17 protein-coding genes are annotated in these 21,373 nt (G+C 70.8%); 5 read left to right on the forward strand and 12 right to left on the reverse strand.

Translation table 11 applies throughout. From position 1 onward, the window contains the following. Positions 1–32: 32 nt before the first annotated feature. Entirely contained in the window at positions 33–965 is a 933-nt protein-coding gene (gene fmt / locus ACH4DZ_RS21285; protein ID WP_398288792.1) for a methionyl-tRNA formyltransferase, read from the reverse strand. Between the two features lie 442 nt (positions 966–1,407). On the opposite strand from fmt, the gene ACH4DZ_RS21290 reads away from it, so the two are divergent. After that, positions 1,408–1,965 (forward strand): hypothetical protein, encoded by a 558-nt coding sequence (locus ACH4DZ_RS21290; RefSeq protein ID WP_398288793.1) that lies wholly within the window; start codon positions 1,408–1,410, stop codon positions 1,963–1,965. Positions 1,966–2,104: 139 nt separating this feature from the next. Here ACH4DZ_RS21290 and ACH4DZ_RS21295 read toward each other — a convergent pair whose 3' ends face one another. After that, positions 2,105–4,315 (reverse strand): primosomal protein N', encoded by a 2,211-nt coding sequence (locus ACH4DZ_RS21295; protein ID WP_398288794.1) that lies wholly within the window; start codon positions 4,313–4,315, stop codon positions 2,105–2,107. A gap of 240 nt (positions 4,316–4,555) precedes the next feature. On the opposite strand from ACH4DZ_RS21295, the gene ACH4DZ_RS21300 reads away from it, so the two are divergent. The 4 genes from ACH4DZ_RS21300 to ACH4DZ_RS21315 are packed head-to-tail and all read left to right on the forward strand — an operon-like array spanning position 4,556 to position 9,776. Next, positions 4,556–5,860 (forward strand): helix-turn-helix domain-containing protein, encoded by a 1,305-nt coding sequence (locus tag ACH4DZ_RS21300; protein ID WP_398288795.1) that lies wholly within the window; start codon positions 4,556–4,558, stop codon positions 5,858–5,860. Beyond that, the gene (locus ACH4DZ_RS21305; RefSeq protein WP_398288796.1) at positions 5,860–6,615 is read left to right on the forward strand and encodes a toll/interleukin-1 receptor domain-containing protein; all 756 of its coding nucleotides are present in this window, start codon (positions 5,860–5,862) and stop codon (positions 6,613–6,615) included. Before ACH4DZ_RS21300 ends, ACH4DZ_RS21305 begins: the two co-directional genes overlap by 1 nt. Continuing rightward, positions 6,612–8,597, forward strand: a complete 1,986-nt coding sequence (locus tag ACH4DZ_RS21310) for an ABC transporter substrate-binding protein (RefSeq protein WP_398288797.1) — start codon at positions 6,612–6,614, stop codon at positions 8,595–8,597. Before ACH4DZ_RS21305 ends, ACH4DZ_RS21310 begins: the two co-directional genes overlap by 4 nt. Before the next feature lie 36 nt (positions 8,598–8,633). Further along, entirely contained in the window at positions 8,634–9,776 is a 1,143-nt protein-coding gene (locus ACH4DZ_RS21315) for a hypothetical protein (protein ID WP_398288798.1), read from the forward strand. Positions 9,777–9,891: 115 nt separating this feature from the next. Here ACH4DZ_RS21315 and metK read toward each other — a convergent pair whose 3' ends face one another. From metK to ACH4DZ_RS21365, 10 genes are all read right to left on the reverse strand, one after another. Beyond that, a complete protein-coding gene (gene metK, locus ACH4DZ_RS21320; RefSeq protein WP_398288799.1) occupies positions 9,892–11,115 on the reverse strand; it encodes a methionine adenosyltransferase in 1,224 nt (407 codons plus the stop codon). Positions 11,116–11,373: 258 nt separating this feature from the next. Next, a complete protein-coding gene (gene coaBC / locus ACH4DZ_RS21325; RefSeq protein ID WP_398288800.1) occupies positions 11,374–12,576 on the reverse strand; it encodes a bifunctional phosphopantothenoylcysteine decarboxylase/phosphopantothenate--cysteine ligase CoaBC in 1,203 nt (400 codons plus the stop codon). Positions 12,577–12,682: 106 nt separating this feature from the next. Then, positions 12,683–12,955 (reverse strand): DNA-directed RNA polymerase subunit omega, encoded by a 273-nt coding sequence (rpoZ, locus tag ACH4DZ_RS21330; RefSeq protein ID WP_005319902.1) that lies wholly within the window; start codon positions 12,953–12,955, stop codon positions 12,683–12,685. A gap of 50 nt (positions 12,956–13,005) precedes the next feature. Continuing rightward, positions 13,006–13,599 (reverse strand): guanylate kinase, encoded by a 594-nt coding sequence (gene gmk, locus ACH4DZ_RS21335; RefSeq protein ID WP_398288801.1) that lies wholly within the window; start codon positions 13,597–13,599, stop codon positions 13,006–13,008. A gap of 38 nt (positions 13,600–13,637) precedes the next feature. Then, on the reverse strand, positions 13,638–13,961 hold the full coding sequence (locus ACH4DZ_RS21340) for an integration host factor (protein WP_005319887.1): 324 nt from the start codon (positions 13,959–13,961) through the stop codon (positions 13,638–13,640). A 255-nt stretch (positions 13,962–14,216) separates the two neighbouring features. After that, on the reverse strand, positions 14,217–15,080 hold the full coding sequence (gene pyrF / locus ACH4DZ_RS21345) for an orotidine-5'-phosphate decarboxylase (RefSeq protein WP_398289210.1): 864 nt from the start codon (positions 15,078–15,080) through the stop codon (positions 14,217–14,219). A gap of 5 nt (positions 15,081–15,085) precedes the next feature. Continuing rightward, on the reverse strand, positions 15,086–16,201 hold the full coding sequence (locus tag ACH4DZ_RS21350; protein ID WP_398288802.1) for a quinone-dependent dihydroorotate dehydrogenase: 1,116 nt from the start codon (positions 16,199–16,201) through the stop codon (positions 15,086–15,088). A gap of 71 nt (positions 16,202–16,272) precedes the next feature. Continuing rightward, positions 16,273–19,581, reverse strand: a complete 3,309-nt coding sequence (carB, locus tag ACH4DZ_RS21355; protein WP_398288803.1) for a carbamoyl-phosphate synthase large subunit — start codon at positions 19,579–19,581, stop codon at positions 16,273–16,275. Beyond that, positions 19,574–20,746, reverse strand: coding sequence for a glutamine-hydrolyzing carbamoyl-phosphate synthase small subunit (gene carA, locus ACH4DZ_RS21360; RefSeq protein WP_398288804.1), 1,173 nt, complete (start codon positions 20,744–20,746; stop codon positions 19,574–19,576). The genes carB and carA overlap by 8 nt, the downstream gene beginning before the upstream one ends. Next, positions 20,743–21,357 (reverse strand): hypothetical protein, encoded by a 615-nt coding sequence (locus ACH4DZ_RS21365; protein ID WP_398289211.1) that lies wholly within the window; start codon positions 21,355–21,357, stop codon positions 20,743–20,745. Before ACH4DZ_RS21365 ends, carA begins: the two co-directional genes overlap by 4 nt. Positions 21,358–21,373: the final 16 nt, after the last annotated feature.

Here is a 21,373-nt window from a genome sequence, read left to right on the forward strand (position 1 = left end):
CGAGGAACCGCCCACCCCGCGGAGCGACCGGTTCAGCCCCCCACCACCTCGCCGGAGGCGATCCGGACCCCCCGGGCCCAGTCCGCCGCCCGCATCGGCTTCTTCCCCTGCGCCTGCACCCACAACAACTCGACGGCGTACGACCCCGTACCCACGTACACGTTGTTCTTCCCGACCGCCAACGCCCCCGGCGCCAGATCCGTCCGCTCGGGAACCGGCACGACCTGGATCAGCTTCAGCCGCTCCCCGCGGAAGACGGTCCACGAACCGGGCGAGGGCGTGCAGCCCCGTACGACCCGGTCGACCCGGAGCGCGGGCGCGGCCCAGTCCACGTGCGCGTCCTCGACGCTGATCTTCGGAGCCAGGGTGACACCGTCGGCAGGCTGCGGCACGGCCTTCAGGGTGCCGTCCTCGATCCCGTCCATGGTCGCCGCGAGCAGCCCGGACCCGGCGAAGGCGAGCCGCGTCAGCAGGTCCCCGCTGGTGTCGGTGGGCCGCACCTCCTCGGTGACGGTGCCGTACACCGGCCCGGAGTCGAGTCCCTCCTCGATGAGGAAGGTGGACGCCCCGGTGATCTCGTCCCCGGCCATGACGGCGTGCTGCACGGGCGCCGCCCCGCGCCAGGCGGGCAGCAGCGAGAAGTGCAGGTTGACCCAGCCGTGGGCGGGGATGTCGAGCGCGACCCGGGGCAGCAGCGCGCCGTAGGCGACGACGGGGCAGCAGTCGGGGGCGATCTCCCTCAGCCGCGCGAGGAAGTCCTCGTCCCGTGGCCGGACGGGCTTGAGCACCTCGATCCCGGCCTCCTCGGCGCGCTGGGCGACGGGGCTCGCGACCAGCCTGCGTCCCCGTCCGGCCGGCGCGTCGGGCCGCGTGACGACGGCGGCCACCTCGTGCCGCCCGGCGGCGATCAGGGCGTCCAGAGCGGGAACGGCGACCTCGGGGGTGCCGGCGAAGACGAGCTTCATGGGTGGCAGTCGGCCTCTCGGGCGAATTCACAACGGGCAGCGCACCAGTCTATGGGGCGCGCTCCCCGGGACTGCCCGCATCACAGACCCGGGGCCGCGCCCCTTCAGGGGCGCGGGGAACTGCGCGACAAGCCCCCACCGCCCCGCAGCCAATAACTCTCCCAGCCCACGACGACGCCAGCAGTCCCTGCCGTCCCCTGCCAGGCGGCAGCGCACAACGACGCCCGGTAGGGCCCCCGCAGGGCCCCGCACACGACAAACCCCCTCGTCAGACCGGTCGCCACCGTTGGCGCCCGCCCGACCGCCGGGGGCGTACGCATATGGTTCCACGCCCCTGATGCGTGACCACTCACCTCGAAACGCGTTGGTCAAGAAAGAGTTGACCAAAACGGGCCGCAATCGCGGCCCGGTCCTTTTCAACGCCGGTTCGAGAGGCTTGTTCATGGCCGACCACGCAACCCACGACGCCCAGGCTCGGGCCAGCCTGCACTTGCTGGTGCGGGACATCGAGCGGGTCCGCCGGCAGGTGGACGCACTGCGCACGCTGACAGCCCAGCTGGGCAACGTCTACCGTCCGCGCCGCTCCGGCCCCTCCACGGGCTTCGTCGTCTACGGACGCGCTCCCGCTCCGACCGTCCGCCTCGCCCAGGAGCTGCGGGACAGCGTCGAGACCCTGGTCACGGCCGCCGTGGACTTCGACCGCTCACTGGGTTTCTCGTGGGACGCGGTGGGCTCGGCTCTCGGCGTCACCAAGCAGGCGGTGCACCGCCGTTACGGCGCCCGCCGGGCGACCGCCCAGGCCGCCGCGGAGGCCGAGCGCGCGACCGAGCCCTCGGGAGCCCGCACGGTCGGCGTCAACACCGGCATGCCCACGGTCCCGGCGGCCCGCTCCATGCCGATGCCGATGCCCATGCCGATGCCGACCCAGCCGACGGCAGGCAGCCCCACCCTCCGCGAGGAGGTCAGGCCGAACGCGTTCCCCGGCCCGCGCAACGGCTGACGCCCTCACCGGCCGACCCCGAAGCGGTCCCCTGTCTGCCCCCGAAAAACTTCGGGGGCAGACGCGTATCGCCCCGTCTCCGCCATCCCCGCTACCCCTACTGTCCCCGCTACCCCTGCTGTCCCCGCCTCTGCGCAGGTCACCCGATATCAGGCGGATCGATCCGAATCCGCACCGCTTCACTCCCGCCGCCACCCCGACTGCCCCCGCTGCCCCCACCGGCCCCGCCACCCCCACTCCCTCCCCGAGCACTCCCCCCACGAGCCATCCGGGCAGCCTGCGCATGCTTCAGCGCGGACGCCAGTGCCGCACCCTTCCCCGGCGGCACCCGGATCAGCGCCCGCTCCCACGGCTCGCCCGCGGGCGGTGCCCCCGCCCGCCGCGGCCGCCCCGGGTCCGCCGGAGTCACCGGCACCGGTCCCAGCAGCTCGGCCTCGCCGGGCAGTTCGACCGTGGCGAGGAATCCGGCGAGCGCCTCCGCGGTCCCGGACACGGACGCCATCCGCGACACCGGCGGGAACCCCAGCTCGGCCCGCTCGGCCAGCTCACGCACCGCGTGCCCGACCGGATCCCAGCGCACCAGTGCCTGCACGGGCCGCAGCGTCGGCTCGGCCACGACCACCACGGTCCCGCCGTCCGGCTGCCCCCGTACCAGCGCCGCCGCGTCGATCCACCGACGCAGCGCCTCCTCGCCGGCCCGCAGGTCCGGCCGTCCGAGCATCGCCCAGCCGTCGAGCAGCAGCGCCGCCGCGTAGCCGCCCTCGGCCACGGGCTCCGCGCCCGGCGTACTGACGACGAGCGCGGGCGACCCCGGCACCGTGTCCAGCACCTGTTCGCGGCCGGAGGTCCGCACGGGGACGGCCGGGAACGCGCGCCCCAGCTCCTCGGCGGTCCGCCGCGCCCCCACGACCTGCGCCCGCAGCCGGAACCCGCCGCACTCGGGACAATGCCAACCGCCTTCCTGCCGGCCGCACCACCCGCACTGCAGCCCTCCGGCGTCCTGCCCCTCCAGCGGCCCGGCACAGTGCCGGCACCGCGCGGGCGCCCGGCACTGCGCACAGGCCATACGGGGCACGTAGCCCCGGCGCGGCACCTGTACCAGTACGGGCCCCGTCCTCAGCCCTTCCCGGACCGCCTGCCAGGCGAGGGTGGGCAGCCGTGCCGCCCGTGCTGCCTCGTCACGCGCGAGGTCCTGGTCCCCGACGGTCCGTACGAGCGGAGCCGCCGCGCGTACCTGTTCCCGCTCGGCGACGATCGGAGCCGCCCAGCCGGTCTCGACGAGCTGTGCGGCCTCGACGGTGCAGCTCCAACTCCCCAGCAGAAAGGCGCACTTGTCATGAGCGGCCCGCAGCAGCAGCACCTCGCGGGCATGCGGTTGCGGGGCATGCGGTTCGCTGTGGCTGCCGTCCCCGTCGTCCCAGACGGCCACCAGCCCCAGATCCCGTACGGGCGCGAACATGGCGGCCCTGGTCCCCACCACGGCCCGTACGGACCCGCGCCGCACGGCCAGCCACTGCCGGTACCGCTTCTCGGGCCCGGCCTCGGCGGTGAGCACGGCGTGCCGTCCCTCCCCCAGAACCGAGGTGAGCGCCGCGTCCACCCGGCTGACGGCCCGCCCGTCGGGCACGACGACGAGCGCGCCGCGCCCCGAGGCGAGCGTCGCCGCCACGGCCCGCGCCAGCTCCTCGGCCCAGCCGGGCCCCGGCAGCGCGTTCCACACGGCGCGGGGTGCCCCGCCGCCCGTGAGCGACTCGATGAAGGCGGACCCGCGCGGATATCTGGCCCAGGACCCCACCGCCGGCGCCTCGGGGACGGGCAGCGGCTCGGGCGACGGCTTCCCCTCCGCGCGGGCGTTGCGCGGCGGGACGGCCAGTTGCAGCACATCGGCCAGGCTTCCCGCGTACCGGTCGGCGACGGCGCGCGCGAGGCCGAGCAGCTCCTCGCTCAACACGATCTCGGGCGACACGACTTGGGCGAGGGCCGCCAGGGGCCCCGAGTAGTCGGACTCGGCCAGCCGCTCGACGAGGAACCCGTCGATCAGCCCGCCGCCCTCGCGCCGCCCCTCCCGCACCCGGTGCCGTCCGGCCCCGAACCGCACGCGCACCCGCACCCCCGGCTGGGCGTCGGCGTCCAGTTCCTCGGGCACGGCGTAGTCGAAGTAGCGGTCGAGATGCAGCACGCCCTTGTCGACGAGCACCCGCGCGACGGGCAGGTGCTGGGCGACCGCGGCCCCGCGCCAGGTCCGCGGCTTGGCCCGCGGCGCCTTGCGCACGGCATCCCGGATCAACGCAAGCTGCTCGGGCGGCGCCCCGTCGGCCCCGCCACCCGTCTGCCCGTCGTCGCTGCTCACAGCAGCATTCCTACCAGACCGCACTGACACCACGGCCCGCCCGGGACCGCCCCGGCCACGGATCACGAACACCGCCGAAGCGATGGCCGATACCGCTTCCTCGACACGGCGCTCAGGGTCGGCTTCCCTCCGGAGAAGGAAACGGGAAACCCCCTGTACGCCTTGTTCGGCCCAGCCGTCCGGTCGCACGCTGATGCGGGGCGCTCGTCGGCTGTCGGCCGGTGAGTGACGGAGGTCGAAGTGTCGGAGCAGTCGCACGCTTTCGGACAGGAACTCCGCAGGCGGCGCATGGTCGCCCGGTGGTCACTGGAACAACTCGGACAGCGCGTGCACTACAGCAAGAGCCAGCTCAGCAAGGTGGAACGAGGACTCAAACGCCCGACACCGGAGCTGGCGCGACTGTGCGACACCCACCTCAGCGCCGACGGCGCGCTGGCGGAGCTCGTACCCGTCGTGCGCTCGCGGCCGCCGCTGCCCCGTCCCGTTCACGACGATGAGGTGTGGTTGATGCAACTGGGCAAGGACGGTTCGAGCTCCTTCCGGCCGGTGACCCGGCGCGGTGTCATGACCGCGGGAGCCGCGTCCGTACTGACCATGCGAGCGGGTGATCCACTGCCGCGGCCCTCGGCCGAGGAGGGGGCCGAGACGGTCGTGGACGCCTGCCGCCTCATGTTCGACCAGTTCCGGCGCCTCGGTCAGGCCTCGGGACCGGCCAACGTACTGCCGCCGCTCATCGCACAGACCCACAGCCTGGAGCAGTTGGCGCTGCGCACCGGCCCCCGTACCCGACGTTCCCTCCCGGTCCTCGCCTCGCGCTACGCCGAGTACGCGGGGTGGATGGCACAGGAGTGCGGAGACGACTCGGCGGCCCTGTGGTGGACCGAGCGGGCGGTGCACCTGGCCAACGCGGGCCAGGACACCGGTCTTGCCATGTACGCACATGTCCGGGGCTCGCTGATCAGCCTGTACCGGGGAGACGTGGCCCAGGCGGTCCAGCTCGCCACCCGCGCCCTGGAGAGCACCGCGCCACCCCGCGTCCGCGGTCTCGCGGCCCAGCATCTGGCGCAGAGCAAGGCCGTCGAAGGCGACTACGACGCCTGTATGCGCAGTCTGGACCAGGCCCGTGAGCTGCTCGCGCAGGACGCGGCGGATCCCGGTCAGCCCGTGCTCGGCGCCTCCCACGTACCCGATGTCGTCTCGATGTTCACGGGCTGGTGCCTGTACGACCTGGGCCGCCCGCGGCAGGCCGCCGAATCGCTCGACATCGAGATCCGGCGCGTTCCTGAGCACGCCCTGCGGACCCGGGCCAGGTACGGGGTCCGGCGGGCCCTCGCCCACGCCGCGGCCGGGGATGTCGACCAGGCGTGCGAGGTCGCGAGCGACATCCTGCCCTCCGTCCGGCTCATCCGCTCCGCCACCGTCTGCGCCGATCTACGCAGGCTCTCGCACACGCTCGGGCGGCACGCCCGCCATGCCTCGGTGCGTGCGCTCACACCGGAACTGACCTCCTCACTGGCCTTTCCCACCGCTTCACAGGAGGACTGATGCACGAGATCTTCATCAACTACCGGACCAAGAGCGGCAAGCCGGTGGCGTACATGTGCGACGAGAAGCTGTCCGCCCGGTTCGGCCCGGACAGTGTGTTCCTCGCCCGGAAGTCCATCGATCCGGGCGACAACTACATCGAGACCCTGGACCGGGCGGCCCGGCGCAGCAGGGTCCTTCTCGCGGTCATCGACGAGCAGTGGCTCGACGCACCCGACCGGCATGAGCCTGCGAGGAGGGCGTTGGACGACCCGAAGGACTGGGTGCGACGCGAGATCGAGGAGGCTCTGTCCTCCGGCGCGCTGGTGGTCCCCCTGCTCATCGGCCGCCATGTGGAGCAGCTCGATCCGCACCGCCTGCCCGCGTCGATGGCCGAGCTCGCCGAGTGCCAGTACTCACGCCTCGACCTGCCCACCCTGGACGCGGACCTGATGGGGCTCGGCGACCGTCTCGTACGACAGGTGCCCGGACTGGCGGCGCTGGACCGTCACGCCGGCCCCGACCCGGCCGAAGAGCTCGACGAGCCGCGGCCGACGGTCCGCAACGAGCGCCAGAGAGGTGGAATCGGCCAGGTCGGCGGCTCGGTCGGCACCTTCGTGAACGACGCGCACGGTCCGCTGCACACCGGCCGGGGCGACATGTACGAGGGCCCCCGCATCGAAGGTGACGGGACGAACTACGTCGTCGGGAACAACCGCGGCGGCATCCGTCAGCGGTTCGGTCCCAGGGCTCCGCGCGGGGGCGACGAGCAGTGAGCGAGACGATCGGCTCGTACGTCAATGAGGCGCACGGCTCGGTACACAGCGGTACGGGGCCTCAGTTCAACCTCTATCTGCAGGCTGCCGCATCCCGGCTGAGGGAGCAGGCGGGCAAGCGGCGCCTCGCCATCGCGAAGGGCGACCGCGATCACCTCGATCAGCGGTTCGTCCCGCCCCCGCGCCTGCAGCGGGCCCGCGAGGAACTGCGCCGCTCCCACACGGTCCTGGTCGACGGCCTCCCGGGAAGTGGCCGCCGCACGGCGGCACTGATGCTGCTCCACGAGCTCTCCGCGAGCCGCGGCGGCCTCCATGAACTGCCCGACACGGCCGACGACAGCACCGTCTCGCCCCTCGAAGTCCAGGACATCGACGACGGCGACCGGCTTCTCCTGGACCTCTCCGAGGCCGACGAGTCGCGTTACGTGGCCGTTCAGCAGGTGCTCTCCGACTTCCGCAGCAGCCTCCTCGGTCACGGCGCCCATCTCGCGGTGGTACTGCCGCACCACCTCGGCTACCTCCTCCGGAGCGACCTGCGCCGGTTCACCGTGGAGATCGGCCGGCCTTCCGCGAAGCGGGTGCTGGCCCGCCATCTGCGGTGCGAGGACATCGTGCCGTCGACGGAGGAGCTGAGCGGCCGGGACCTGGCCGGTTACCTGTCCCACGAGCCCATGCGGGGCGTCGCGGAACTGGCGGACCGGATCAAGCACGGCCGGAACACCGCAGGCGCCGAACGCGGGTTCTCCGACTGGCTCTCCGCGTCCCTCGCCCGGCAACAGGACCAGAGCGCGCGGGTCGCCGCGGACACCTCCAAGGAGCACGGCGGCCGGCGGAGGGCCCTCATGCTGTCTCTCGCGATGTTCCACGGCACCACTCCGGGGGCCGTGCTCCAGTCCACGAACGCCCTGCTGGACATCCTCAGCCACCCACCGGATCCCGCACCCCGGCTCGACCGCGCCGATCTCCACGCGGAGTTCGACGGGATCGGGGCCGAGACCCGTCCAGACGGCCGGGTACGGTTCCGGCGCACCGGCTACGACAGCGCCGTACGGGAGCACTTCTGGACCTTTCTGCCGGACATCCGCCGACAGTTGCGCGACTGGTTCAGGACCTGTCTGGCCGAACCCGCCCTCACCCAGCCCGACCGGTCGCAGGCGGTCGAGAGGTTCGCCGAACAGAGTCTGCGTACCGGCCGTCCGGAGGATCTGTCCTGGCTCGCACAACAGTGGACACAGCGCGGCGCCCGAGCCCATCTCGTGGCCGACGCGGCACAGGCACTGGCTCTCGGACTGGACGACGACCGGCACGGGCGCTCGTTCCGGCAGCAGATCTACGAATGGGCGAAGAGCGCGGAGACGAGCACGGGTCTGCGCGAGGTACTGATCGTCGTGTGCTCCGAGGCCATGGCCCGCTCGCACCCCGATCAGGCGCTCGTCAGGCTGCACCATCTGGCTCGCAGAACACAGGGGCCGACAGGGATACGCGCCCTGGAGGCGCTGGCACGCCTGGCGCGCAGCGACAACCGGCTATACCGGCGCATGCTGGACCGTCTGCGTGCGGGGATCACCCAGCATCAGTGGGCGGCGGACATCGAGCTGTTCCTGGCCGTCGCCGATCCGGTACAGCCCGTCGGGCCCCACGGGGTGCGGGAGTCGCTCACCGTCTGCTGGAAAGCGGCGCTGCGGCGGCCCGTCGATTCCTGGTCCCCGTCCGTCTGCCACTGGCTCGACGCGTGTGCGGATCACCGGCGCCGGGGCTGCGTACTGGAAGTTCTCGTCGCGGCCTGTGCGGCCGACAGCCGCGTCTGCGGTCATCTCTACCGCGTCGCTCTCGGCTGGCAGCGCACCGATGCCGGCCGGGCCGAGGTGCGTGAGGACATCGTCGGCTGCCTGCTGCGGAAGATCAATGCCGCTCAGGGCATCGAACCGTACCCACACCCCTACGAGCACACCGTCCGACATCGAGATCGGGGGACATCGTGAGTCATCGGGAGGCATCATGAGCTGCCGGGGGCCGTCATGAGTTCTGGCCACAAGGCGATGACGCTCTTCGTCACCGTCATTCTGGGGCTGATCTTCGTCATCCTCGGGCTGTGCGGCGACTGGCCGTTGTGGGCCTGGCCCACGACTGCCGCACTTCTGCTGGTCATCGCACTGGTGACGCACAGAGTGCTCACTCCTGAGCGGGAGGCCTTTCCACGCGAGTTCGGTCCGGACCCCGACCTCCAGTTCCCGGAACCGCAGCGCCAGGAGCAGCGCGTCGCACACGTCGCGCTGCCGAGTTCCGTCGCGGACTACGACTTCTCCTTCTCCGCCACTGTGCGATGGCTGGTACTGGACGCGGCGGACGACGCCCCGTACATCAACCCCGCGGGTCTGGCCGTGGAAGCGGTGCTTCAGCGCGCACGCGTGCTGACGGCCCAGCAGTCGCCCGACCGGAGCGCCTTCGCGCAGCACCAGCTCGACGGGGTGCTGGGCACCATGCGCCCCGACTCCGGCGGTCGCATCACGGCCATGGCCCAGGACGTCTCGCTCGGCCTTCCCGAACTGGACCGGGAACGGCTCGTCAAGCTCTCCAATGTCCGCAAGGACGAGGACGTCTGGGAACACGAGCGCAACTATGAGCGGAGCAAGCGGGCCTATCTGGGCGACGACGTGCTCAAGGACACGGGTACGGCCGTGGTGTGGTGGCTCTCCCGGAACGACGGGGAGGTCGAGGGAGCCGTCGATCGCATCGGGATGCTCGCCCGGCTGTCGGCCGCGGCGAACAACGAGAACGTCGCCCCGGTCTTCGAGCATCTGGTGTCCCCGCCCGCCGCGCCGTACGCCGGGGCCGACGGCGGCCCGCACACGTCGCCCGGCCTGCAGTGGACACCCGGCTCGGACATCCCGGCGTCGAGCAACGGAGCGGCGCCGGACTCCTCCTCCGGCTCCCCCAGCTCCCTCGACTCGTTCCTGGCGTGGTTCGGTTTCGCGCCTGCCGATCCGGAACTGGACCTCTTCGCCGAACGGCTCATCGTTCTGGCCCGGGCGCACGGCAAGTCGGATGTCGTCGACGAACTCAGGCGCCGCTTCGGCCCGGCGCAACCGCCCGCGGACGGCGAGGAAGCCGGTGACGCCACGCCCGGCCCGGAGGAACCGCCGGCAGAGCCCGAGTCGTGAAACGCCGAGGCCCGGCACCCCCGGGCGGGGGTGCCGGGCCTCGGTAAGAACGCGACAGCGGAGGGACTGGACCTCCGCGGAAAGCGCGAGAGCGCCAGAGCGCCAGAGCAGGAGGCTAGAGCCCCGCCGCCTTCCGCAGGGCGTCCACGCGGTCCGTCCTCTCCCAGGTGAACTCGGGCAGCGCGCGCCCGAAGTGGCCGTACGCGGCGGTCTTGGAGTAGATCGGGCGCAGCAGGTCGAGGTCGCGGATGATCGCGGCCGGGCGGAGGTCGAAGACCTCGGAGATGGCCGTCTCGATCTTCTCCGCGTCGACCTTGGCGGTGCCGAAGGTCTCGACGAAGAGTCCGACGGGCTCGGCCTTGCCGATCGCGTAGGCGACCTGGACCTCGCAGCGGGAGGCGAGGCCGGCCGCGACGACGTTCTTGGCGACCCACCGCATGGCGTACGCGGCGGAGCGGTCGACCTTGGACGGGTCCTTGCCGGAGAACGCGCCGCCACCGTGGCGGGCCATACCGCCGTAGGTGTCGATGATGATCTTGCGGCCGGTCAGGCCGGCGTCACCCATCGGGCCGCCGATCTCGAAGCGGCCGGTCGGGTTGACCAGCAGCCGGTAGCCCTCGGTCTCCAGCTTGATGCCGTCGTCCAGGAGCGCCTTCAGCTCGGGCTCCACCACGAACTCGCGGATGTCGGGCGCGAGCAGCGAGTCCAGGTCGATGTCCGACGCGTGCTGCGAGGAGACGACGACGGTGTCCAGGCGGACCGCCTTGTCGCCGTCGTACTCGATGGTGACCTGGGTCTTGCCGTCGGGGCGCAGGTACGGGATCGTGCCGTTCTTGCGGACCTCGGAGAGGCGCCGCGCGAGGCGGTGCGCGAGGTGGATCGGGAGCGGCATCAGCTCCGGGGTCTCGTCCGTCGCGTAGCCGAACATCAGGCCCTGGTCGCCGGCGCCCTGCTTGTCGAGCTCGTCCTCTTCGTCACCTGCCGCGGTACCCGCGATCCGCTTCTCGTACGCGGTGTCGACGCCCTGCGCGATGTCCGGGGACTGGGAGCCGATCGACACGGACACGCCACAGGACGCTCCGTCGAAGCCCTTCTTCGAGGAGTCGTAGCCGATTTCGAGGATCTTGTCGCGCACGAGCTGTGCGATCGGCGCGTAGGCCTTGGTCGTGACCTCGCCGGCCACGTGTACGAGGCCGGTCGTGATCAGCGTCTCGACGGCGACCCGGGAAGTCGGGTCCTCACGCAGAAGCGCATCGAGGATGGTGTCGCTGATCTGGTCAGCGATCTTGTCGGGGTGACCCTCGGTCACGGACTCCGAGGTGAACAGGCGACGGGACACAACGCTCCCTGTGGTTGCAGCGGCTGCTGGCTGATCATTGGCGGACGGCCGGGAGCTGCGCCCGGCGTCGTCCGAGAACAGTTTATCGGTCGCACTCCGTCGCGGGGCTACTGTCTCGCCTCTCGGAAGCGCTGTGACCTGCGGCACGGGCATTCTGCGACACGAACAACCGTCTCCGCCAGGTTCCCACACCCTTGTGCGCCGGTGAAAAGTAGTGTCCGGGTGTGACGGAGGGGTGTCCTGAAGCGGCTGGGGCGTTCACACCAGTCGGCGCGCCACGAGATCCCACACAGTCTCGGCCAGCGCTTCCTTGGGCCCGTACGGCACCGGGGTCTCGCTTCCGTCGGCGCCCAGCACGACCGCCTCGTTCTCCTCGGAGCCGAAGGTCTTGCGCTCTCCGACCTCGTTGACGACGAGGAGGTCGCAGCCCTTGCGCAGGAGCTTCGTCCGGCCGTTGGCCAGCACGTCGTCCGTCTCGGCGGCGAAACCGACGACGACCTGACCCGGACGGGCGCGGTCCGCCGAGATCTCCGCGAGGATGTCCGGATTTCGAACGAGAACGATCGGCTCCGGTTCCTGGCCGTCCTTCTTCTTGATTTTTCCCGACGCGTATGCAGCGGGCCGGAAGTCCGCCACCGCCGCCGCCATCACCACGGCGTCGGCGTCCGAGGCGGCCTTGAGCACGGCCTCGCGGAGCTGCACGGCCGTCCCGACCTGGATGACGTCGACGCCCGCCGGATCCGGCATCGCGGTGTTCGCGGCGATCAGGGTGACCCGGGCGCCCCGGGCGGCGGCGGTACGCGCGAGGGCGTACCCCTGCTTCCCGGAGGAACGGTTGCCGAGGAAGCGGACCGGGTCGAGCGGCTCGCGCGTGCCGCCCGCGCTGACGAGGACGTGCCGGCCGGCGAGGTCCGCTCCGGCCGCTCCCCGGGCGAGCACGCGGCGGCAGGCCTCGAAGATCTCGGCGGGATCGGGCAGCCGCCCCTTGCCTGTGTCGACGCCGGTCAGCCGGCCCACGGCGGGTTCGATGACGACGGCGCCCCGGCGGCGCAGGGTCGCCACGTTCTCCTGGGTGGCCGGGTGTTCCCACATCTCGGTGTGCATGGCGGGCGCGAAGACGACCGGACAGCGGGCGGTGAGCAGGGTGTTCGTGAGGAGGTCGTCGGCCAGGCCGTGCGCCGCCTTCGCCAGCAGGTCCGCGGTGGCGGGGGCGACGACGACCAGGTCGGCCCCCTGGCCGATCCGCACGTGCGGCACCTCGTGCACGTCCGACCAGACCTCGGTCGAGACGGGGTGTCCGGACAGGGCGGACCAGGTCGCGGCGCCGACGAAGTGCAGCGCGGACCCGGTCGGCACGACGCGCACGTCGTGTCCCGACTCGGTCAGTCGGCGCAGCAGCTCGCACGCCTTGTAGGCGGCGATGCCACCGCTGACCCCCAGCACGACCTTCGGCTTGTCCACGTCTCTCCCCGGACCTCGGAAAACGTACGTACGTCCCCATCACACACCACAGGCCCGGCAGGGGCGCTGCCGGGCCTGTGGATAAACGAACTGCAAGCAGGAAATACTACTGAGCCGGGCCCTCGATGGCTTCCGACGTCAGCAGACCCGCGTTGATCTCCCGGAGGGCGATCGACAGCGGCTTCTCGTGGACGTGGGTGTCCACGAGGGGACCGACGTACTCAAGGAGGCCCTCACCGAGCTGCGAGTAGTACGCGTTGATCTGGCGGGCACGCTTGGCCGCGTAGATCACCAGGCTGTACTTCGAGTCGGTGGCCTCAAGAAGCTCGTCGATCGGAGGGTTGATGATGCCCTCGGGCGCGGTGATGGAAGAGGACACGCTCTGCCTTCCGAAAGGTGGAAATCGACCTTAAAGGTGATCCTGAAAGATCAAACAACTTCCATCAAGGCTAGCAGCTCGCGCGCCACGTCCTCGACGGAGGTGTTGACCAGGGTGGTATCGAACTCCGGCTCGGCCGCCAGCTCGACCTTGGCGGCGCCCAGCCGGCGCTCGATCACTTCGGGCGGCTCGGTTCCCCGCCCGGTGAGCCGGCGCACCAGCTCCTCCCAGGAAGGAGGGGCCAGGAACACCAGAAGGGCGTCGGACATGGACTCGCGGACCTGCCGGGCGCCCTGGAGATCGATCTCCAGAAGGACCGACTCGCCCGACTCCAGGCGTTCGAGTACGGCGTCGCGAGGCGTCCCGTAGCGGTTGCCCGCGAACTCCGCCCATTCGAGAAGCTCGCCGTTGGCGATCAGCTTGTCCATCTCCTCGTCACTGACGAAGAAGTAGTGGACACCGTGCTTCTCGCCGGGGCGCGGCCTGCGGGTCGTCGCCGACACCGAGAGCCAGACCTCGGGGTGTTCCTTGCGCATATGAGCGACGACCGTGCTCTTGCCGACCCCTGAGGGGCCGGAGAGCACGGTCAGCCGCGGACCTACGTCCGGGGATACGGGGGTCGTCCCCCGGGGTGTTGCAGCCATGCGGTGATTATCCAGGTTCTCAGGAGTGCCTGAGAACGTCAGGCCGCACCGCCGCCGAACTCGCGCTCCAAGGAGGCGATCTGATTGGAGCCAAGACCTCGCACACGGCGGCTCTCGGAGATCCCGAGCCGTTCCATGATCTGCTTGGCGCGGACCTTGCCCACGCCCGGCAGAGACTCCAGGAGAGCGGAGACCTTCATCTTTCCGATGACGTCGTTCTCCTGACCCTGCTTGATGACCTCGTGGAGCGAGGCGCCGGAGTGCTTGAGTCGATTCTTGACCTCGGCCCGCTCCCGGCGAGCCGCGGCGGCCTTTTCGAGCGCGGCTGCGCGCTGTTCAGGGGTAAGGGGCGGAAGAGCCACGCCTACGTCACCTCGGATGTCGAACTGTCGGATACGGACCGGTGAGGGACCTGGTCGCCCCACACCTGGCGAGCAACGAGCAACACTTCTGCCCGTTGACTCTGGTCGGAGACTAGCGGGCAAGTCCGCCGGAGTCAGCGAGAACAGAGGAAAAGTCCTGGTCAGCCTCTATCGAGTCCGACATTTACGACAAAACTCCCCGGATTTGAGCATGTATTCAGACGCGGGACGTCCGGAAGACGCGCGCCGAAGTCCTCAAGCCGCCTCCACCGCCGCCCTGATCTCCTCCGCGAAGAGGTCCGATGACGCGCGTAGCGCGGCGATGTCGGGTCCGTGACGCAGGACACCCCGGCTGACGTTCGGCACCACCTGGCGCACCGCCGCTCCGAAGACCCGGGGAAGATCGGCCGGGGTCGCGCCCTGGGCGCCGATGCCGGGGGCGAGGAGCGGGCCGTTGATGGCGAGGTCGTACGAGGAGAGATCGCCGAGCGTGGCGCCGACGACCGCCCCGAAGGAACCCATCGGGGTCTGTCCCGCGTTCTCCTCGGCGAGGTGCGCCAGCATGGTCGCGCCCACGTTCCGCGGGGCCTGGGTCGTGGCCGTACGGCCGGGCCGTACCGCGTGCTGCACCTCGGCGCCCTCCGGGTTGGAGGTCAGGGCGAGCACGAACAGCCCGGAGCCGCTCTCCCGGGCGAGTTCCACCGCCGGCTTCAGCGACCCGTAGCCGAGGTAGGGCGAGACCGTCAGCGCGTCGGAGAACAGCGGTGAGCCCTTCTCCAGGAAGGCGGCGGCGTACGCCGCCATGGTCGAGCCGATGTCACCGCGCTTGGCGTCCATGACGACCAGCGCCCCGGCCGCCCGGGCCTCCTCGACCGACTTCTCCAGGACGGCGACACCGCGCGACCCGAAGCGCTCGAAGAACGCGCTCTGCGGCTTCAGCACGGCGACCCGGCCGGCCAGCGCCTCGACGACGGTGCGGCTGAAGCGCTCCAGGCCCCCGATGTCGTCGTTCAGGCCCCAGTCGGCGAGCAGGGAGGCGTGCGGGTCGATGCCGACGCACAGGGGGCCCCGCTCGTCCATGGCGCGGCGCAGACGGGCACCGAAGGGTGCCGGACTCATCAGGCTCATCCGGTTTCCCTCATGTTCCTCACGTCGGCGCCGACCGCGTCGGCGAGGGTGGCGTACGGGCTCGTACGAAGGCGTGCGGCGAGGCCCTTGTGGATGCCGCGCCCCCAGAAGGGGCCTTCGTAGACGAAGGCGCTGTAGCCCTGGACCAGCGTGGCGCCGGCCAGGATGCGCTGCCAGGCGTCCTCGGCGTTCTCCACGCCGCCCACGCCCACGAGGGTGATCCGGTCCCCCACGCGCGCGTAGAGGCGGCGCAGCACCTCCAGGGAGCGCGCCTTGAGCGGAGCGCCGGACAGCCCGCCGGTCTCCGCGACGAGGGAGCCGTCGGAGCGCAGGCCGAGTTCCTCGCGCGCGATGGTGGTGTTCGTGGCGATGATCCCGTCCAGGCCCAGCTCGACCGCGAGGTCGGCGACGGCGTCCACGTCCTCGTCGGCGAGGTCCGGCGCGATCTTCACGAGCAGCGGCACCCGGCGCGTGGTGACGGTCCGGTCCGCGGCCTCGCGCACAGCGGTGAGCAGGGGGCGCAGCGACTCGGTCGCCTGAAGGTTGCGCAGTCCGGGCGTGTTCGGGGAGCTGACGTTGACCACGAGGTAGTCGGCGTACGGGGCCAGCCGCTCGGCGGACTTCACGTAGTCGGCGGCGGCCTCCTCCTCGGGGACGACCTTGGTCTTGCCGATGTTGACGCCCACGACGGTCCTGAAGACGGGCGTACGGGCCCTCAGGCGCTCCGCCACGGCCTCGGAGCCCTCGTTGTTGAACCCCATGCGGTTGATCAGCGCGCGGTCCGGCACGAGGCGGAACAGCCGCTTCTTGGGGTTGCCGGTCTGCGCCTCCCCCGTGACCGTGCCGATCTCGACGTGGTCGAAGCCGAGCATCGACAGGCCGTCGATCGCGACCGCGTTCTTGTCGAAGCCCGCCGCGAGCCCGAACGGGCCGTGCATCCGCAGCCCGAACGCCTCGGTCCGCAGCTCCTCGTACCGGGGCGCGAGCACGGCGGCGACGTAGGTCCGCAGGACCGGGATCCGGACGGCCAGCCGGATCCAGCGGAAGGCGAGGTGATGGGCCTGCTCGGGGTCCATACGCTGGAACGCGAGCCGGAAGAAGAGCTTGTACATGGTGGGTTTCCTCATCGAGAACCTCGTGAAGAGGGGGACACCGTTTCCGGTGTCCCCCTCTCTCCCAACTGCTAGTCGCGGGCCGCGGTCAGATGTTCCGCGTGTTCCTGCAGGGACCGCACGCCCACGTCTCCGCGGGTGAGCGCGTCAATGCCCTGGACGGCCGCGGCGAGCGCCTGGACGGTCGTCAGGCAGGGCACGGACCGGGCCACGGCGGCCGTACGGATGTCGTAGCCGTCGAGGCGGCCACTGGTGCCGTACGGGGTGTTCACGATGAGGTCGACGCCGCCCTCGTGGATGAGCTGGACGATCGTCTTCTCTCCGTTCGGGCCCTCGCCCTCGGACTGCTTGCGCACGACCGTGGCGTTGATGCCGTTGCGCTTGAGCACCTCGGCCGTACCGGACGTGGCGAGCAGTTCGAAGCCGTGGGCGACGAGTTCGCGCGCCGGGAAGATCATCGAGCGCTTGTCGCGGTTGGCGACGGAGATGAAGGCGCGCCCCTTGGTCGGCAGCGGCCCGTACGCGCCCGCCTGGGACTTCGCGTACGCCGTGCCGAACATCGAGTCGATGCCCATGACCTCGCCGGTGGAGCGCATCTCCGGGCCGAGGATCGTGTCGACGCCGCGGCCCTGGATGTCGCGGAAGCGCGACCACGGCATGACGGCCTCCTTGACGGAGATCGGCGCGTCCAGCGGCAGTTCACCGCCGTCGCCGACGGCCGGCAGCAGCCCCTCGGCGCGCAGTTCGGCGACGGTCGCGCCCAGCGAGATCCGGGCGGCGGCCTTGGCGAGCGGCACCGCGGTCGCCTTCGAGGTGAAGGGGACCGTGCGCGAGGCACGCGGGTTGGCTTCGAGGACGTACAGGATGTCCCCGGCCAGCGCGAACTGGATGTTGATCAGTCCGCGTACGCCGACGCCCTTGGCGATGGCCTCGGTCGAGGCGCGCAGCCGCTTGATGTCGAACCCGCCGAGCGTGATCGGGGGCAGGGCGCACGCCGAGTCGCCGGAGTGGATGCCGGCCTCCTCGATGTGCTCCATGACGCCGCCGAGGTACAGCTCGTTGCCGTCGTACAGGGCGTCCACGTCGATCTCGATCGCGTCGTCCAGGAAGCGGTCGACCAGGACCGGCCGGGAGGGGCTGATCTCGGTGGACTCCTCGATGTACGAGGCCAGCCGCGTCTCGTCGTACACGATCTCCATGCCGCGTCCGCCGAGGACGTACGACGGCCGGACGAGGACGGGGTAGCCGATCTCGTCCGCGATGGCCTTGGCGCCGGCGAAGGTGGTGGCGGTGCCGTGCTTGGGGGCCGGGAGTCCGGCCTCGGCGAGCACCCGGCCGAAGGCGCCGCGGTCCTCGGCGGCGTGGATGGCCTCGGGCGGTGTGCCCACGATCGGGACGCCGTTGTCCTTGAGCGCCTGCGACAGGCCCAGCGGGGTCTGGCCGCCGAGCTGGACGATCACGCCCGCGACCGGTCCGGCCAGCGTCTCGGCGTGGACGATCTCCAGCACGTCCTCCAGCGTGAGCGGCTCGAAGTACAGCCGGTCGGAGGTGTCGTAATCCGTGGAGACGGTCTCGGGGTTGCAGTTGACCATCACGGTCTCGTAGCCGGCGTCGCTCAGCGCGAAGGAGGCGTGGACGCAGGAGTAGTCGAACTCGATGCCCTGCCCGATGCGGTTCGGACCGGAGCCGAGGATGATCACGGCGGCCTTCTCGCGCGGGGCGACCTCGGTCTCCTCGTCGTACGAGGAGTAGAAGTACGGCGTCTTGGCGGCGAACTCGGCGGCGCAGGTGTCGACCGTCTTGTAGACCGGCCGCACGCCCAGCGCGTGCCGCACCTCGCGCACCACGTCCTCGCGCAGCCCGCGGATCTCGCCGATCTGGACGTCGGAGAAGCCGTGCCGCTTGGCCTCGGCGAGGAGCGAGGGCTCCAGCTTGTCGGCGGCGGCCAGCTCGTCCGCGATCTCCTTGATCAGGAACAGCTGGTCCACGAACCAGGGGTCGATCCTGGTCGCCTCGAAGACCTCCTCGGGCGTGGCGCCCGCGCGGATGGCCTGCATGACGGAGTTGATCCGGCCGTCGGTGGGCCGGACGGCCTCCGCCAGCAGTTCGTCCTTGTCGCCGGGCTCACCGACGAACGTGAACTGCGAGCCCTTCTTCTCCAGGGACCGCAGCGCCTTCTGCAGCGCCTCGGTGAAGTTCCGGCCGATCGCCATGGCCTCGCCGACCGACTTCATGGTCGTGGTCAGCGTGGAGTCGGCGGAGGGGAACTTCTCGAAGGCGAACCGGGGGGCCTTGACGACCACGTAGTCGAGGGTCGGCTCGAAGGACGCCGGGGTCTTCTCGGTGATGTCGTTCGGGATCTCGTCGAGCGTGTAGCCGACGGCCAGCTTGGCGGCGATCTTGGCGATCGGGAAGCCGGTGGCCTTCGACGCGAGGGCCGAGGAGCGCGAGACACGCGGGTTCATCTCGATGACGATGATGCGGCCGTCGTCGGGGTTGACCGCGAACTGGATGTTGCAGCCGCCGGTGTCGACGCCGACCTCGCGGATGATCGCGATACCGATGTCCCGCAGCCGCTGGTACTCGCGGTCGGTCAGCGTCATCGAGGGCGCGACGGTGATCGAGTCGCCGGTGTGGACGCCCATCGGGTCGAAGTTCTCGATGGAGCAGACGACCACGACGTTGTCGTTCTTGTCGCGCATCAGCTCCAGCTCGTACTCCTTCCAGCCGAGGATGGACTCCTCCAGGAGCACCTCGGTGGTCGGGGAGAGCATGAGGCCCTGGCCGGCGATGCGGCGCAGCTCCTCCTCGTCGTGCGCGAAGCCGGAGCCGGCGCCGCCCATGGTGAAGGAGGGGCGGACCACGACCGGGTAGCCGCCGAGCTGCTCGACCCCCTTCAGTACGTCGTCCATCGAGTGGCAGATGTAGGACCGGGCGGACTCGCCGTGCCCGATCTTCGCGCGGACGGCCTCGACGACGCCCTTGAAGAGGTCGCGGTCCTCGCCCTTGTTGATCGCCTCGACGTTGGCGCCGATCAGTTCGACGCCGTACTTCTCCAGCACACCCTGCTCGTGCATGGAGATCGCGGTGTTGAGGGCCGTCTGGCCGCCCAGCGTCGGCAGCAGCGTGTCGGGCCGCTCCTTGGCGATGATCTTCTCGACGAACTCGGGGGTGATCGGCTCGACGTACGTGGCGTCGGCGATCTCCGGGTCGGTCATGATCGTCGCGGGGTTGGAGTTGACCAGGATCACCCGCAGGCCCTCGGCCTTGAGGACGCGGCAGGCCTGGGTGCCGGAGTAGTCGAACTCGGCGGCCTGCCCGATGACGATCGGGCCGGAGCCGATGACCAGGACGGACTGGATATCGGAGCGCTTAGGCACGCTGGCCCTCCATCTGGACTGTGTTCATCAAAGACGTGAAGCGGTCGAACAGGTAGGCGGCGTCGTGCGGGCCCGCGGCCGCTTCGGGGTGGTACTGGACGCTGAACGCGGGCCGGTCGAGCAGCTGGAGCCCCTCGACGACCTGGTCGTTCAGGCAGACATGGCTGACCTCGGCCCGCCCGTAGGGGGTCTCGGAGACCTTGTCGAGCGGCGCGTCGACGGCGAAGCCGTGGTTGTGCGCGGTGACCTCGACCTTGCCGGTCGTACGGTCCTGCACGGGCTGGTTGATGCCCCGGTGCCCGTACTTCAGCTTGTAGGTGCCGAAGCCGAGGGCGCGGCCGAGGATCTGGTTGCCGAAGCAGATGCCGAACAGCGGCGTCCTGCGTTCCAGCACGGCGCGCATCAGGGCGACGGGGTGCTCGGCCTGCTCCGGGTCGCCGGGGCCGTTCGAGAAGAACACGCCGTCGGGGGCGACCGCGTAGATCTCCTCGACGGTGGCGGTGGCGGGCAGTACGTGCACCTCGATGCCGCGCTCGGCCATGCGGTACGGGGTCATGCCCTTGATGCCGAGGTCCACGGCGGCGACGGTGAACTTCTTCTCACCCACGGCCGGGACGACGTACGACTCCTTGGTGGCCACCTCCTCGTAGAGGCTGGCGCCCTTCATCTCGGGGGCCTGGCGCACCTCGGTGAGCATGGTGCCCTCGTCGGGCAGCGCGCTGCCGGAGAAGATGCCGACACGCATGGCGCCGCTCTCGCGCAGATGGCGGGTGAGCGCGCGGGTGTCGATGCCGCTGATGCCCACGACGCCCTGCGCGGCGAGCTCCTCGTCCAGCGAGCGCCGGGAGCGCCAGTTGGAGGGCACGCGCGCGGGGTCGCGTACGACGTAGCCGGAGACCCAGATCTTCCTGGACTCCATGTCCTCGTCGTTGATGCCGGTGTTGCCGATGTGCGGAGAGGTCATCACGACGACCTGGCGGTGGTACGACGGGTCGGTGAGGGTCTCCTGGTAGCCGGTCATGCCGGTGGAGAACACCGCTTCGCCGAAGGTCACCCCCACGGCCCCGTAGGCACGGCCGCGGAAGGTCCGGCCGTCCTCCAGAACGAGTACGGCGGGAGCCGCCTTCTGCCGCCGCGAGGCGGTTCCCTGGTCGGAGGTGGTCATCGTGCGCCTTCCGTGTCGCTGCTCTGGTCGCTCTTGCCGAGGTCGTCGCTCTTGTCGGTCATGTGGTTCAGGGTGTCGACCCATTCGTTGTGCTCCGCCGCGTGGTCGGAGCGGAACCCGGAGTCGATCAGTTTGTCGCCGTGCTCCCAGGTGACGACGAGCAGGCCGCCCTCGGAGAGGACCTTGCCCGCGATGCCCTTGTCGAGCCGGGCCTCGCGCAGTCGCTCGCGGGGGACGAAGAAGTCGGCAGCGCCGGGGCGTACGACGTCCAGGCCCGCGTCCGTCAGGGTCAGCTCGACCCTGCTGCGGGTGCCCAGGCCGTGCGCCACGATGCGGTCGAGCCACTGCCCGGCCGTCGTCGAGCCGTGGTAGCGACCGCTCATGGTCAGTCTGGCCGCACCGGGCTCACTCGGCACGACGGGCAGCTCGGGCAGGTCGCCCTGGAGGGTGCCGCGCCACTTCCAGCCCTCGCGCATCAGCCAGTAGACGAGCGCGATGAACAGGGCGAGGCCGACGAGCCAGCCGACCCTGGCGGCCCAGTCGGTCACTTCCGCGGACTTCTGTTCCGCCGCGAGGCCGGTACCGAGGCCCGTACCGAGGTCCGTGGCGATCTGCGCTGCAAGGGGG

This window comes from Streptomyces sp. NPDC017991 (assembly GCF_044328075.1).
Taxonomy (GTDB): Bacteria; Actinomycetota; Actinomycetes; order Streptomycetales; family Streptomycetaceae; genus Streptomyces.

What these genes read in the sequence shown, in the direction of transcription:
- ACH4DZ_RS21350 (WP_398288802.1), bottom strand. Translation starts at nt 16,201, where the DNA reads ATGTACAAGCTCTTCTTCCGGCTCGCGTTCCAGCGTATGGACCCCGAG.
- ACH4DZ_RS21315 (WP_398288798.1), top strand. Translation starts at nt 8,634, where the DNA reads ATGAGTTCTGGCCACAAGGCGATGACGCTCTTCGTCACCGTCATTCTG.
- ACH4DZ_RS21305 (WP_398288796.1), top strand. Translation starts at nt 5,860, where the DNA reads ATGCACGAGATCTTCATCAACTACCGGACCAAGAGCGGCAAGCCGGTG.
- ACH4DZ_RS21290 (WP_398288793.1), top strand. Translation starts at nt 1,408, where the DNA reads ATGGCCGACCACGCAACCCACGACGCCCAGGCTCGGGCCAGCCTGCAC.
- pyrF (WP_398289210.1), bottom strand. Translation starts at nt 15,080, where the DNA reads ATGAGTCCGGCACCCTTCGGTGCCCGTCTGCGCCGCGCCATGGACGAG.
- carA (WP_398288804.1), bottom strand. Translation starts at nt 20,746, where the DNA reads ATGACCACCTCCGACCAGGGAACCGCCTCGCGGCGGCAGAAGGCGGCT.
- fmt (WP_398288792.1), bottom strand. Translation starts at nt 965, where the DNA reads ATGAAGCTCGTCTTCGCCGGCACCCCCGAGGTCGCCGTTCCCGCTCTG.
- gmk (WP_398288801.1), bottom strand. Translation starts at nt 13,599, where the DNA reads ATGGCTGCAACACCCCGGGGGACGACCCCCGTATCCCCGGACGTAGGT.